Raw genomic sequence first — 14,152 nt, forward strand, 5'->3', positions numbered from 1 at the left:
CCCTCCTCGTTCCGGCTACTCCACGATCTGGGCACCGTCGCGCTGGGCGGAGCAGCTGCGGCGGAAGGAACAGCGGTCGCAGCCCGCCCCGGTCTGCGGGACGAACCGTTCGGCGAGGATCCTCCCGGCCGCGTCGGCGAGCAGGTTCTCGACCCACGGTTCGCCCTCGGGCGGCTCCTGCCGCTGCACCTTGGGCGCGTCCGGTACGGCCTTGTCGGGCTTGCGCAGCTGGACCAGCTCGGCGCCGCCGGCCTCCGGGGCCCGGCCGTCGAAGCCGGGCAGCTCGTTGAGCGCACCGGCCCGGACGGCGAGCTGGTAGACGGCGAGCTGCTTGTGGTCGGGCAGCGACTTGTCGGTGGGCGCCTCCTTGCCCGTCTTGAAGTCGACCACGTAGGCGCGCCCGGCCTCGTCCTTCTCGACCCGGTCCATCGAGCCGCGGATCCGCACCCGGACCCCGCCCGCGTCGAGCGTGACGTCGAAGCCGTGCTCGGTCGCGACGACGTCGCGGCCCCGGCCCATCACGTGCCAGGTGAGGAAGCGTTCCAGGGCGGCGCGGGCCTCGGTCTTCTCCTGCTGGGACTTCCACGGCGCGTCGAAGGCCAGCGCGTCCCAGACGGTGTCCAGGCGCTCCATCAGGACGGCCAGGTCGGCGGGGGAGCGTCCGGAGCCGACCTCGTCGGCGAGGGCGTGCACGACGTTGCCGAAGCCCTGCGCGGCGGAGGAGGAGCCGCGCGCCTTGACCTCCTTGTCGAGGAACCACTGGAGCGAGCAGTTCTCCAGCTGCTCCAGGCCGCTGCCGGAGAGCCGGATCGGCAGGTCGGCGTCGCGCAGCGGGTCGGGGGCGGCGGTGGCGTCGTCCAGGCCCCACCACGCGTCGGGCCGGGCGGCGGGGACGAGCGGCCGGTCCTCCTCGTCGGTGGCGAGGGCGAGGGTGGCGAGCCGTTCGGCGGCGGCCCGGCGCAGCTCGGGCGAGCGGGCGGGGTCGACGGTGACCGCGCGCAGTTCGGCGACCAGCGCGGCGACGGAGAGCGGACGGCGCGGGCGGTGGGTGACGTCCTCGACGGTCACCGGAGGGGTACGGCGGACGACCCGGCCGGTCCGGGGGTCGACGTCCTCGCGGTAGAGCTCGCGCAGGAACCGGGAGGGCTGGTCGCCGTCGTCGGCGGGCGCCTTGACGGCGGTGACGACCAGCCGCTCCTTGGCCCGGGTGGCGGCGACGTAGAAGAGCCGGCGCTCCTCGGCGAGCAGGGCGGCCGGGGTGAGCGGCTCGGCGAGGCCGTCACGGCCGATCCGGTCGGCCTCCAGCAGCGAGCCGCGGCGGCGCAGGTCGGGCCAGAGGCCGTCCTGGACGCCGGCGACGACGACCAGCCGCCACTCCAGGCCCTTGGAGCGGTGGGCGGTCATCAGCCGGACCGCCTCGGGGCGGACGGCCCGCACGGTGAGGGTGTCGGCGGCGATGTCCTGCGCCTCCAGCTCGGCGAGCAGGTCGAGGGCGCCGCGGTGGCCGGTGACCTGTTCCTCGGCGCGGGCCGCGGTCTCGAAGAGGGCGCAGAGGGCGTCGAGGTCGCGGTCGGCGTTGCGGCCGGCGCCGCCGCCGCGCAGGGCGGCCCGCTCCAGGCGTTCACGCCAGCGGCGGGAGCCGTCCCACAGCTCCCAGAGGGCCTCCTCGGCGGTGCAGCCGCCGGCCAGGCGTTCGCGGACCTTGCGCAGCAGGGTGCCGAGGTCGTGGGCGCGGCGGGCGTAGGGGGCGTCGAGGACGACGAGCTGCTCGGGTTCGGCGAGGGCCTCGCGGATCAGCTCGCCGGCCGGGCGCGGCACGGCCGCGGGACGGCTCACGGCGGCGGACGCGGACGGGCCGGCGAACCCGACGGCCCCCGGCTCGGCGCCCGTCCCGGCCGCGGCGGACCCAGGCTCGGCGCCGGCCTCCGTCCCGGCCACGGCGACGTTCTCGGCGGCGGTCTCGACGCGCCGCGCCTCGGCACGCAGCGCGGCCCGCTCCTCCTCGCGCAGGACACGGCCGAGCCGGCGCAGGTCGGCGCCGTCGAGGCCGCCGAGCGGCCCCGTGAGCAGGGTGTGCGCGAGGTCGGTGGTCAGCGGATCGGGTGCCCCGGGGTCGTGCCGGTCCCGGACGGCCTGCTCGGCGCAGACCCGCAGGGCGAGCAGCAGCTGGGCGACGGCCGGCTCCTCGCGCAGCGGCAGGTCGTCGCCGTCGATCTCCAACGGGACGCCGGCCGCGCCGAGTGCCCGCCGGACGCCGGGGATGGAGCGGGCACCGGCCCGCACCAGGACCGCCATCTCGCCCCACGGCACGCCGTCCTCCAGGTGGGCGCGGCGCAGCAGGTCGGCGACGGAGTCCAGCTCGGTACCGGGGGTGGGGTAGGTGTAGACCTCGACCCGGCCGCCCTCGCGGGCGGGCAGCAGGGTGCGGTGCTGGGCGAGCTTGTCGGCGGGCAGCCGGCCCATCGGCATCCGGCGGGTGAGTTCGCGGGCGGCGGAGAGCAGGACGGCACCGGAGCGGCGGGACACCCGGAGCACCTTGACGTCGGCGGGGCGGCCGTCGGCGTGCCGGAAGGTCTGCGGGAACTCCAGGATGCCGTTGATGTCGGCGCCGCGGAACGCGTAGATGGACTGGTCGGGGTCGCCGACGGCGACCAGTTCCCGCCCGCCGCCGGCCAGCCGGCGCAGCAGCCGGACCTGGGCGGGGTCGGTGTCCTGGTACTCGTCGACGAAGACGGCGTCGTAGCGGTCCCGCAGCCGCTCCTCGACCTCGGGGCGTTCGGCGAGCAGCACGGCGCGGTGGACGAGCTCGGCGTAGTCGAGGACACCGCGCAGGTCGAGGACGTCGAGGTACTCGGCGAGGAAGTGGGCGGCGGCGGCCCAGTCGGGGCGCCGGACGCCCTCGGCGAACCGGGCCAGCTCGGCCTCGCCGAGCCCCAGCTCGCGGCTGCGGGCGAGGACGGCGCGGACCTCGTCGGCGAAACCGCGGGTGGTGAGGCAGGCGCGCAGGTCGAGCGGCCAGCCGATCCGCGACCTGCCGAGCCGGGAGTCCTCGGCGCCGCCGGCGAGCAGCTCGCGGACCATGACGTCCTGTTCCGGGCCGGAGAGCAGGCGCACCGGCTCGGCGTAGTCCGCCGGGTCCTGGTGGGCGCGGAGCAGGGCGTAACAGAAGGAGTGGAAGGTGGTGGCCTGCGGGGCGGCGGCCCCGGCACCGGCCGTGGTGACGCCGAGCCGGCCGGCCATCCGGTCGCGCAGCTCCATCGCCGCCCTGCGGCTGAAGGTGAGCACGAGGATCCGGTCGGGGTCGGTGCCGCGCTCGATGCGCCGGGCGACGGCCTCCACCAGGGTCGTGGTCTTGCCCGTCCCCGGTCCTGCGAGCACCAGCAGCGGGCCACCCGTGTGCTCGGCCACGGCGCGCTGGTAGTCGTCCAGCACGGGCGGGGCGGGCGGCACGAGGGGGCTGCGCACCAGTCGATAGGGGGAGCTCACGGACGTCCTGGGGGTCGTACTTCGGGCAACGGCGGGCGGGCCCGCCGAGGGGCCCGCCGTATCGAGCCTACGATCCTGCCCCGTCATTCCCGTCCGCGCACGGGTTTCGTCCCACATGGCCGGCGGGGAACGGGACCGCCTCCGCGCTACCGGGCCGGACCCGGCGTGCGGTCACTCCCCGGCCGGTTCGCCGTCCCAGCGGGCCCGCCCGAGGTCGACCCGGGGCGGGTCGGCGAGCTCGCGCAGCGGGGTGCCCTCCTCGGCGTAGCGGGCGAGCGCGCGGTGCTCGTGGCCGGGCAGGAAGCGGCCGTCGGCGCGGATCACCCGCCACCAGGGCACGGCGCCGCCGTACAGGGCGAGCACCCGGCCGACCTGGCGCGGGCCGCCCTGACCGAGGTACTCGGCGATGTCCCCGTAGGTCATCACCCTGCCGGGTGGAATCCGCTCGGCCAGGTCGAGCACCAGTTCGGCGAAGGGTGGCAGCTCTCCGCGCTCACCGTCGTCGTGGGCGTCCGTCACCTGCGGCATTCTTCCGCATCCCGCCGGACCCGGGGGCCCGTACGAACGATCCGCCGCGCCCGATCCGGCCCCTGTCCAGCGCGGGACGCCGCGGCATGCCACCATCTTCGGGGCGGTGAGTGGTGATACGAGGACAAGACCAGATGACCGGGACGGCCGACGTGAGTGTGGACGAGGGCTCCGACGAGTCCTCCCCAGCCGTGCCCGCAGGTCCCGGCGGCGGGTCCGCCACCGAGCCGTCGCCGGCAGTCTCCCTGATCAAGGACCGGACGATCAAGACCCCACGGCCGACCGGCCCCGGGACGGAGACGGGAACGGAGACGGGGGCCGGGACGGCCGCCGGCCTCCCGGCCCAGCTGCCCGCGCCGGAGTCCTCGCCCGCGCCCGACGCAGGAGCCGGGCTCGGAGCCGGGTCGGAACCCGCCGCGACCGGGACCGACGGTCTCGGCCCGGGCGGACCCGACCCGCTGGACGACCCGCCGCACCTGGACGTCGACGAGCCCCTGCTCGCCGCCCGCGCCCACCGCCCCTCCGACCTGATCCGCTTCCTGGCCGGCGTGCTCGGCCTGGTCGCGGTCTTCGTGCTCGCCGGTGTGGCGACCTCGACCACCACCGGCATCGAACTGGACATCGCCTCCAACGCCCCCCGCTTCTCCCCGGTCCTCGCCACCATCACCGGCCTGGTCTCCAGCGTCGCCGTCCTGGCCGTCCCGCTCGCCTTCGCGGTCGAACGGCTGATCAAACGCGACGGCCTGCGGGTCGCCGACGGCGTCCTCGCCTCGGTGCTCGCCTACGGCGTCTCCCTGGGCATCGACTGGTGGGTCGCCGAGGGTGCCTCCGACCACATCAGGGACGCCCTCACCCGCCTCCCGCTGGACTCCAACGGCACCCTGACCGACCCGGTGCACGGCTACCTCGCCCCGGTGATCGCCTACATGACGGCCGTCGGCATGTCGAGCCGCCCGCGCTGGCGGGTCGCCCTCTGGGTCGTGGTGATCTTCAGCGGCATCACCGAACTGCTCGGCGGCTACACCACCCCGCTCTCCCTGCTGCTCACCGTGCTGATCGGCTGGTCCGTCGCCTACGGCACCCTGTACGCGATCGGCTCGCCGAACATCCGGCCCACCGGCCAGCACCTGATGATCGGTCTGCGCAAGGTCGGCTTCACCCCGGCCAGCGCCCACCGCGCCCCGGACGCCCCCGGCGGCACCCGCCGCTACCTCGTGGCCCAGCAGAGCGGCCCGCCGCTGGACGTCCACATCGTCGACCGCGAACAGCAGGCCTCCGGCTTCTTCTACCGGGCCTGGCGACGGCTGCGGCTGCGTTCGGTCGCCGTCCGGCGCAGCCCCCAGTCGCTGCGCCAGGCGCTGGAGCAGGAGGCGCTGATCGCGTACGCGGCCGCCGCCTCGGGTGCCCGGGCCCCGCAGCTGGTCGCCACCTCCGAGCTCGGCCCGGACGCCGCGATCCTGGTCTACGAGAACGTCGAGGGCCGCACCCTGGACGACCTCTCCGACGACGAGATCACCGACCGGGTGATGGCCTCGCTGTGGGAGTCGGTCGCCGCCCTGCACGAGCGCCGGATCGCCCACCGCCGGCTCACCGGCGAGTCGATGCTGGTGACCGACGAGAAGACGGCCTGCCTGGTCAACCTCTCCGGCGGGGACATCGCCGCCACCGACCTGACGCTGCGCATCGACGTCGCCCAGCTGCTCACCACGTTCGCGCTGCGGATCGGCCCGGAGCGGACGGTCGCCACCGCCAACGCGGTGCTCGGCGCCGACCGGGTCGCCCAGGCGCTGCCGCTGCTCCAGCCGGTCGGCATGAGCCGCTCCACCCGCGTCGACCTGAAGCGGCTCAGCAAGGAACGGAAGGCCGCCGCCCAGGCCAGGGCGCTGGAGCAGGTCGCCGCCGGGGCGCGCACCCAGCAGCAGGCCGAAGAGGACATCGCGCTGGCCGGCGAGGACCTGCTCAGCCGGATCCGCGGCCAGATCCTGCAGATCGCCCCCGAGGCGCCGATGGAGCCGGCCAAGCTGGAGCGGCTCAAGCCGAAGACCCTGATCATGGTGATCGCGCTCACCTTCGCCGCGTACCTCGCGCTGACCACCATCAAGCCGGCGCAGCTCAAGCTCTCCCAGATGGACTGGGCCTGGGCGGCGGTGGCCCTCGCCGCGGCGGCCTTCTCGTACATCGCCGCCTCGATGAGCCTGACCGGCTTCGTCCCGGAGAAGCTGCCGTTCCGCCGCACGGTGGCCGCCCAGCTCGCCGGGTCCTTCGTCAAGCTGGTCGCCCCGGCGGCGATCGGCGGCATCGCGCTGAACACCCGCTACCTGCAGAAGGCGGGCATCCGCTCCGGCCAGGCGGTCGCGTCGGTCGGCGCCTCCCAGCTGGCCGGCCTGGCCGGGCACCTGCTGCTGCTCTTCAGCTTCGGTCTGATCACCGGCAGCCAGACCAACGGCGACCTCTCGGCCTCCCGAGCGGTGATCATCGGCGTGCTGACCGCCGCCGTGCTGGCCCTGGTGGTCGCGGCGGTCGCGCCGCTGAGGCGGTTCGTGCTGAACCGGCTGCGCTCGCTGTTCTTCGGCGTGGTCCCGCGGATGCTCGACCTGATGCAGACGCCCAGCAAGCTGGTCAGCGGCTTCGGCGGCATCCTGCTGCTGACGCTCTCCTTCACCGCCTGTCTGGACGCCTCGGTACAGGCCTTCGGCGGCTCGATCTCCTTCTCCGCGGTGGCCGTGGTCTTCCTGACCGCCAACGCGGCGGGCTCCGCCATCCCGACCCCCGGCGGCATCGGCCCGGTCGAGTTCGCGCTGATCGGTGCGCTCACGGTGGCCGACGTGCCGCCGACCGTCGCCACCCCGGCGGTCTTCCTCTACCGGGCGCTCACCTTCTGGCTGCCGGTGCTCCCCGGCTGGATCTCCTACAACGTGCTCCAGCGCAAGGGCGCGCTGTAACCCGGCCGACCGGCGCGAACCGGGTGGCCCGCGCAGCCGGCGGGACCCGGGCGACCGGGCGCGGGCCCGGGTACGCGAAAGGGCCCGCCGGAGCGGGCCCTTCCACGGTCTCGGTCAGTACACCGGCTTGTGCGGCTCGATCTGGTTCACCCAGCCCAGCACGCCGCCGCCCAGGTGGACGGCGTTGGCGAAGCCGGCCGACTTCACCACGGCCAGCACCTCGGCCGAGCGGACGCCCGACTTGCAGTGCAGCACGATCTTCCGGTCCTGCGGCAGCTGCTCCAGCGCGTTGCCCATCAGGAACTCGTTCTTCGGGATCAGCACGGCACCGGGGATGCTGACGATCTCGTACTCGCCGGGCTCGCGGACGTCGATCAGGTAGATGTCCTCCTGGTCGTCCTGCCACTGCTTGAGCTGCTTCGAGGTGATCGTCGAACCGGCGGCGGCCTCCTGGGCCTCCTCCGACACGACGCCGCAGAAGGCCTCGTAGTCGATCAGCTCGGTGACGGTCGGGTTCTCGCCGCAGACCGCGCAGCCCGGGTCCTTGCGGACCTTCACCTGGCGGTAGTTCATCTCCAGGGCGTCGTAGATCATCAGACGGCCGACCAGCGGGTCGCCGACCCCGGCCAGCAGCTTGATGGCCTCGGTGACCTGGATCGAGCCGATCGACGCGCAGAGCACGCCCAGCACGCCGCCCTCGGCGCAGGACGGAACCATGCCCGGCGGCGGGGCCTCCGGGTAGAGGCAGCGGTAGCAGGGGCCGTGCTCGGCCCAGAACACGCTCGCCTGGCCGTCGAAGCGGTAGATCGAACCCCACACGTACGGCTTGCCGAGCAGCACCGCGGCGTCGTTCACCAGGTAGCGGGTGGCGAAGTTGTCGGTGCCGTCGACGATCAGGTCGTAGCCGGAGAAGATCTCCAGCACGTTGGAGTTGTCGAGGCGCTCCTCGTGGAGGATCACGTCGATGTAGGGGTTGATCTCCTTGACCGAGTCCCGTGCCGACTCGCCCTTGGAACGGCCGATGTCCGACTGGCCGTGGATGATCTGACGCTGCAGGTTCGACTCGTCGACCACGTCGAACTCGACGATTCCGAGCGTGCCGACACCGGCGGCGGCCAGATACATCAGCGCGGGCGAGCCCAGACCGCCGGCGCCGACGCACAGCACCTTGGCGTTCTTCAGGCGCTTCTGCCCGGCCATGCCCACGTCGGGGATGATCAGGTGGCGGGAGTACCTGCGGACTTCGTCAACGGTGAGCTCGTCGGCCGGCTCGACCAGGGGTGGCAGCGACACGGGGACTCCGATGGTCGTCATCTCAGGTGGCCGGGGCCAACCTCTTGTGGCTTGTTGCTCCGCCACCGAGGTGGCTCTGCTACGCCAACAGTGTCATGCCGCCCCTGTATTCCGAGACAGCTCGTCCGATGGGCGAGACGGCCCGCGTCGGATGGTGGGACCGCCGGCCGCGCGGCCCCCGCGGCCGAAAACCGGCCCGCCCGGGCCGCGAGGTGCCGACGGCGGCGCGCCGTCGGCCTCCCCCCGGCTCCCCCGGCCCTCCCGGACGGGACCGGCGGCGGACCCGGACGGATCAGACCCGGCAGGCCGTCTCCAGCCAGACGTCCCCCAACGACTCCTCCAGCGGCACCTGTGTCCGCCAGCCGAGACGGTCCCGCGCCGTCCGGACGTCCGCCTGCCGCCACGGCACCGGCTCCCCCGACGGCACCCTCCCCTCGGCCGACCGGGACTCCGCCGGGCGGTGGCCCGGCAGGTGGTGACCGGAACCGTGCCCGGGCAGGTGGTCCACCGCCCCACCGGCCTGCGCGGGCAGCAGGACCTGCCGGTTCTCCTCCACGATCGCCCCCTCGAAGCCGGACGCCCGGACCAGCAGCTGGGCCGCCTCCCGGGCCCGGACGGCGTGCCCGCTGCCGATGTTGATCACCCCCGTGGCGGCCGACACCGCCGCCGCCTGGATCGCCCGCGCGACGTCCCGGACGTCCACGAAATCCCGGTATCCGGACAGGTCGGGCATCCGCACCTGGTTCTCCTCCCGCTCCAGCGCGCGCCGCAGCCCCTCGGCGAGCCGCCCGAACAGCGAGGCGGTCGGCGACCCCGGCCCGACCACGTCGAACACCCGCAGCACCGCCGCGTCCAGCCCGGAGGCCAGCACCAGCTCCGTCCCGGCCAGCTTCGAAACCCCGTACGGGCCGACCGGGCGCGGCTCGGCGCCCTCCGAGACCGGCACCCCTCCCGGCACCGGCCCGTACTCGGCCGCCGAGCCGACGTGCACCAGCCGGGCGGGCTCCCGGCTGCGCCGGATCGCCTCGCAGACGGTGGCCACGGCCAGCGTGTTGGCCCGGATCAGCGTGCGCGAACTGCCGTAGGTGGCACCCGCGCAGTTGATCACCACCTGCGGCACGACCGCGTCCAGGAACCGGGCCAGCGCACCCGGGCTGCCGGTGGTCAGGTCGAAGCGGATGTCGGCGGAGTCACGCCGACCGAGCACCGTCACCTGCAACTCCGGATCCACGAGCAGACGATCGGTGACCCGACGGCCGATGAAGCCGTCGGCGCCCAGCAGCAGCACCCTCATCGGGGGGCTTCCTTCCACGAAGCCAGACCGGGTACGGCCTGGCGGGTCCTAGTGAACAACGGGATGTCGAACGGAACGGCGGAACAGGAGGAGCGGGAGGAGCGGGAGGGACGGGCGCGCCGGGCGGGTGGCGGAACCGGCCGCACACCGGCCGGGCCCGGTCCGGCCCGGCGGTCAGCGGTGCGCATCGGGACGGCCCAGCACCGGCCACGCGTACACCAGCAGGGCCAGCGCGACGGCGCCGCCGGCCGGACCGGCCACCGGTGGGAGCGGAGCCGCCGTCGCCACCGCCCCGGCCAGTGCGCCGAGCGCCGCGACCCCGGTCCGGCCGCAGCGCGCCAGCAGGGCGGGCAGCACCAGCAGCAGACCCAGCACCCCCTGGCCCGCCCACTGCCCCGGGTCGGCCCGCTCGGCCACCAGGTGCAGCAGGCCGCCGTGCCCAGGCCCCGGACGCGGCGCCACCGCGGTCAGCACCGCGAGCGCCGCGAAGGTCAGCACGGACAGCACCGCCAGGTGCAGGGCCAGCGCCGCCGGGAGCACCGGCCGCATCCGGGCCCGGAACTCGGCCAGCGTCACCGCCGTCCCCAGGTGGCCCCGCCCGACGCGGCGGAACCAGCGCGCGGACCACTCGGCCGACCCGGCCGACAGCGCGGCCGCGAGCACCAGCGCCGTCGTCACCCGTCGGTCCCCCGGGCCACCGGCCGTCAGCGCCGGCGGCGCCAGCAACAGCCCGGCCACCCCTGCGCCGTGCACCGCCTGCCACCACCACAGCCGGCCGTGGACCACCCGCGCGGCACCCGGGACGACCGGACCGGCCTTCTCCCCGGGCCCGGCGACCGGCCGCTCCCCGCCACCGACGCCACGGGAGTCGTCGCGGTCCCCGGGGTGGCCCGGGTCGGCGGGGCCCTCGGCACCGGCCGGACCGGACCGGCCCGCGAACGGGATCGCCACGGACCACCCGGGGGCCCTGGCCGGCCCGTCCGCACCGGGCGCGCCGGAAGCGGCCGGGACGAGCGCCAGCGGGACGGCCGCAGCCAGCAGGACGGGCCGGCCGCCACCGAGCCCGGCGGCGGCCGCGCACGGAAGCGCCGCCAGCACCGCCGTCCGGAGCGCCACGACCCAACGCCGCTGCCGGCTCTCCCCGGGTACGGCCCCGACCGACGGGGGCGCGCGGCGCGGCACCCGGGCGTACAGCTCCTCGGCGAGCGCGAACAGGTCCGCGTGCCGGCACCGGGCGGCGTCCGCCGGGCCGAGTCCGGCCTCCTCCAGCCCGGCGGCGATCTCCAGCGGATCGACGGCGCGCTCGCAGAGCTCCCGGTGCTCCGCCATCACCTCCCGGACCGGATCCCCGGAGGCGCCGGGGATCCGGACGCCCACCGGGTGCGCGGCGGGACCGGCCGCACCCCCCGGGCGGGCTCCCCCGTCCACCCCCACGGACGCTCCTGCACCGGCCGTCATCAGACCGCCTCCGCGAGCGCACCGGGCCGGCCGGACGCCTCACCGACGCCCTCGGCCGCCGGGGTCCCCTCGGTCCCGGGCCCGGCCGCCCGGCTTCCCGCACCCGCGGACCCGACATCCGCCGCCCCGAGATCCGTCGCCCCGACATCCCTCGCCCCGACATCCCTCGCCCCGAGATCGGCGCACCCTCCGCCCGCCGGCCCGGTGCCCGCACGGTCGCCCGCCGCTCCCACCACCGCGTCACCACCCGCCCCGGCGCCGCCACCCCGGCCGGTGAGCCAGTACTCGGCGGGCCGGGCGAACGGCCGGGGCCGGGGACCGCCCGGAGCACCGGGCGCCCCGTCGGCGGCCGGGTAGGCCGGCCACTGGGAGACCAGCTCCAGGTAGATCTCCCGGAAGGCCCCGACCACCGGCTCGACGGCGAAGCGTTCCTGCGCCCGTAACCGGCCGGCCAGGCCGAGTCGGGCCCGGCGCTCCCCGTCCCGCAGCAGGGCCAGGCAGGCACCGGCCAGCGCGCGCGGGTCGCGCGGCGGGACCAGCAGCCCGGTCGGCCCCACCACCTCGCGGGCCACGCCGACATCGGTCGAGACCACGGCCCGCCCGCTCAGCATCGCGTCGGCCAGCAGCCGGGGGCCACGCTGGGAGAGCGCCGAGAAGAGGACCACGGAGCCGTCCGCCCAGGCCCGGGCGGCGGACCGGGGCCGGCCGGCGAAGTCGACCGCCTCGGCCACCCCGAGCCGTGCGGCGACGGCCTCGCAGTGCGCCCGGTAGCCGGGGACGGCCTCCTCACCGTGCACGACCAGCCGCGCCTGCGGAAGGTCGGCCCGGACCAGGGCGAAGGCGTGCAGGGCCAGTTCGGGGCCCCGGCCGGGTTCCAGGGCCCCGGCCCAGACCAGGGTGGGCCGCTCCGGCTCCGGGCCCGCGGCGGGCCGGTCCACGGCCGGGGTGCCCTCGTACACCACCCGGGTCCGCTCCGGGTCGGCCCCGCAGCGCAGCTGCCAGCGCCGGTCGTGGGCACTGCCGGGGGTGAGCACCGCGGCCTGCCGGTAGGTCTCCTCGGCGAGCGCCCGGAAGAAGGCGAGCAGGAGCGCCCGGACCGGCCGGAGGTACGGCGCCTCCCGGTACCCGAGGTACTGCTCGCGCAGGTGCAGGCCGTGCTCGGTGACCACGAACGGCACCCCGTGCAGCTGCTTGGCCACCAGCGCCGGCAGGGCGGCCGGGCCGCCGCCGACCACGTGGCAGAGGTCGGCGGCGCCGATCCCGCCCGGCCCGGTGCCGTACCAGGGGGCGGCGAGCGGTCGCAGGCACTGTTCGAGCAGGTCGGCGGCGACCAGGACGTCGCGGACCAGCGGCTGCCCGGCGGAGGTGTCGGCGCCGGGCGAACGCCAGACCCGCTCCAGGACGCCCCGGGCCCGGGCGGAGACGAGGAAGGCCGGCAACCCGCCGTCCTCGCGGGCGAGCCCCGCCAGCCGGTACAGGCCGGCACCGAAGGAGGACCGCTCGTCCGGCCTCAGCAGGGCCCGGACGAGCTGCTCGTAGGCGCGGGCGTACTGGCGTCCGCGGAGCGCGCCGGGCGCGCGGCCGGTCCGGCGGCGCCCCCGGAGGGCCTGCTCGTGCACGCCGCTCCACCGGCCGTGCGGGTCCTCACCGGCGCCCGGACCGGCGGTCCCGGCCGCCACGTACCACTCGAAGTCGTGCTCGCGCAGACCCTCCACCAGCCGGTCGCACCACCCGCCGGCGCCACTGCCGGCGCGCGGACGCACACCCTCGGTGAGCAGAGCAACGCGCACGGGAGACCTCCGGGGCAGAGCGGATCGACGGATTGCTGAGCGGCTTGGCCGGCGCCGGCCGGCCCGCGTCCGACGCGGGCGGCCCGGGGCGGAGGAGTCGGCCCGCCGGAGACACCGCGGCCCGGTACCGGCGGCCGTCCCCCGGCCCCCGGTCACCCTCGCGCGGCCGCCCTCCGGGTTCTCCGGCGGCCGCGACTCCCCCACACCTGTTCGGTCCGACAGCAGAAAGGTAGGACCGGCTTACGGCAATCCATCGGTCACATGCCTGGTTGCCACCTGAACGAGTGAACCGGAGTGACCACTTCCCGATCGGGGCGTTAACGGCTGCCGATCAAGGGGTATCGGTCGTGTTCCGTTCGATCCGTTCGATCCGTTCGGCCCGCGCCGCCCCTTCGGCCGGTTCGATCCGTTCGGCCCTCGACCCGTTCGACCCGCCCCGTCAGGCGGCCCGCTCCAGCAGCTCCCGCACGGCCCGGGCGACGACGCCGGGGTGCTCCATCATCGCGACGTGCCCGGAGTCCGGCAGCACCAGCAGCCGCTGGTCCGCGAAGACCGCGCAGGCCCGGCGCGCCGAGCGGTACGAGACCAGCTTGTCGCGCAGCCCGTACACCAGCAGCACGGGCACCTTCACCTGCGCGGCCTGCCGCCACAGCGCCTGGTCGCCCCGCTCGGTGTAGGCGGAGGCGATGCCCCGCACCGAGCCGACCAGCGCCCGCGTCGCGTACGGCAGCTCCAGCCGCCGCCGGTACTGGGCCACCGCCTCGGCCCGGACCTCCGGGGACAGGGCGTCGGGGTCGCCGTAGACCAGCCCGAGCACGCCCTCGGTGACCGCCTCGGGTCCCCGCCCGTCGGACGGCCGCCGGCGCAGCAGCGCGGGGAGGCCGGGCACGGCGAGCAGGGCGGTCGGCCAGGCGGTGCGCTGCGGGGGCAGTTCGGGCAGGGCCGGCGAGATCAGGGTGAGGCTGCGGACGAGGTCCGGGCGCAGGGCCGCGAGCCGGACGGAGACCGCGCCGCCGAGCGAGTTGCCGAAGAGGTGGACCGGGCCGCGGCCGGACGCCTCCAGGTAGCCGATGACCGCGCGGACGTGGCCGGACAGGGAGAGGTCGCCGTCGCGGGGCGGGGCGGATTCGCCGAAGCCGGGGAGGTCCACGGCCTCGCCGTCGACGAGGTCGGAGAGCCGGCCCATGAGCCCCGTCCAGTTGGCGGCGGAGCCGCCGAGGCCGTGCACGAAGAGCGCCGGCGCCCGCCCGCCGGGGGCCGTCGGGGCGGCGTGGGGGGGGGGGGCCCGCCCCCCCCCCCCCGGGGCCCCGCCCCGGGGGGACGGGGGGGGGGGGGGCGGGGGCGGGCGGGTGTGGGGGGGT

General features: G+C 76.0%; 8 protein-coding genes. 1 reads left to right on the forward strand and 7 read right to left on the reverse strand.

Annotated features, from left to right (window positions below):
* Window positions 1-15 precede the first annotated feature (15 nt).
* Together ACFWOG_RS07975 and ACFWOG_RS07980 are read right to left on the reverse strand one after the other, a co-directional pair.
* Window positions 16-3,573, reverse strand: coding sequence for an ATP-dependent helicase (locus ACFWOG_RS07975; RefSeq protein WP_380355895.1), 3,558 nt, complete (start codon window positions 3,571-3,573; stop codon window positions 16-18).
* A gap of 84 nt (window positions 3,574-3,657) precedes the next feature.
* Window positions 3,658-4,014 carry an MGMT family protein gene (locus tag ACFWOG_RS07980; RefSeq protein WP_380355898.1) on the reverse strand — a complete coding sequence of 119 codons (357 nt, stop codon included), beginning with the start codon at window positions 4,012-4,014 and terminating at the stop codon, window positions 3,658-3,660.
* Window positions 4,015-4,148: 134 nt separating this feature from the next.
* On the opposite strand from ACFWOG_RS07980, the gene ACFWOG_RS07985 reads away from it, so the two are divergent.
* Window positions 4,149-6,956: a flippase-like domain-containing protein gene (locus ACFWOG_RS07985; RefSeq protein WP_380355900.1), complete on the forward strand. Its 2,808-nt coding sequence runs from the start codon at window positions 4,149-4,151 to the stop codon at window positions 6,954-6,956.
* Window positions 6,957-7,070: 114 nt separating this feature from the next.
* Here the strand turns inward: ACFWOG_RS07985 and moeZ are convergent, their stop codons facing one another.
* From moeZ to ACFWOG_RS08010, 5 genes are all read right to left on the reverse strand, one after another.
* On the reverse strand, window positions 7,071-8,249 hold the full coding sequence (gene moeZ, locus ACFWOG_RS07990; protein WP_329883162.1) for an adenylyltransferase/sulfurtransferase MoeZ: 1,179 nt from the start codon (window positions 8,247-8,249) through the stop codon (window positions 7,071-7,073).
* Between the two features lie 292 nt (window positions 8,250-8,541).
* Complete coding sequence (locus ACFWOG_RS07995; protein ID WP_329949232.1) at window positions 8,542-9,543, reverse strand: NAD-dependent epimerase/dehydratase family protein; 1,002 nt, start codon at window positions 9,541-9,543, stop codon at window positions 8,542-8,544.
* Between the two features lie 174 nt (window positions 9,544-9,717).
* Entirely contained in the window at window positions 9,718-11,001 is a 1,284-nt protein-coding gene (locus ACFWOG_RS08000) for a hypothetical protein (RefSeq protein ID WP_380355903.1), read from the reverse strand.
* On the reverse strand, window positions 11,001-12,791 hold the full coding sequence (locus ACFWOG_RS08005) for a DUF3492 domain-containing protein (RefSeq protein WP_380355905.1): 1,791 nt from the start codon (window positions 12,789-12,791) through the stop codon (window positions 11,001-11,003). The genes ACFWOG_RS08000 and ACFWOG_RS08005 overlap by 1 nt, the downstream gene beginning before the upstream one ends.
* A 439-nt stretch (window positions 12,792-13,230) precedes the next feature.
* Window positions 13,231-14,152 (reverse strand): alpha/beta fold hydrolase (locus ACFWOG_RS08010; RefSeq protein ID WP_380355907.1); only part of this gene is annotated, 922 nt, incomplete at its 5' end.

Source organism: Kitasatospora sp. NPDC058406 (assembly GCF_042722765.1).
Taxonomy (GTDB): Bacteria; Actinomycetota; Actinomycetes; order Streptomycetales; family Streptomycetaceae; genus Kitasatospora.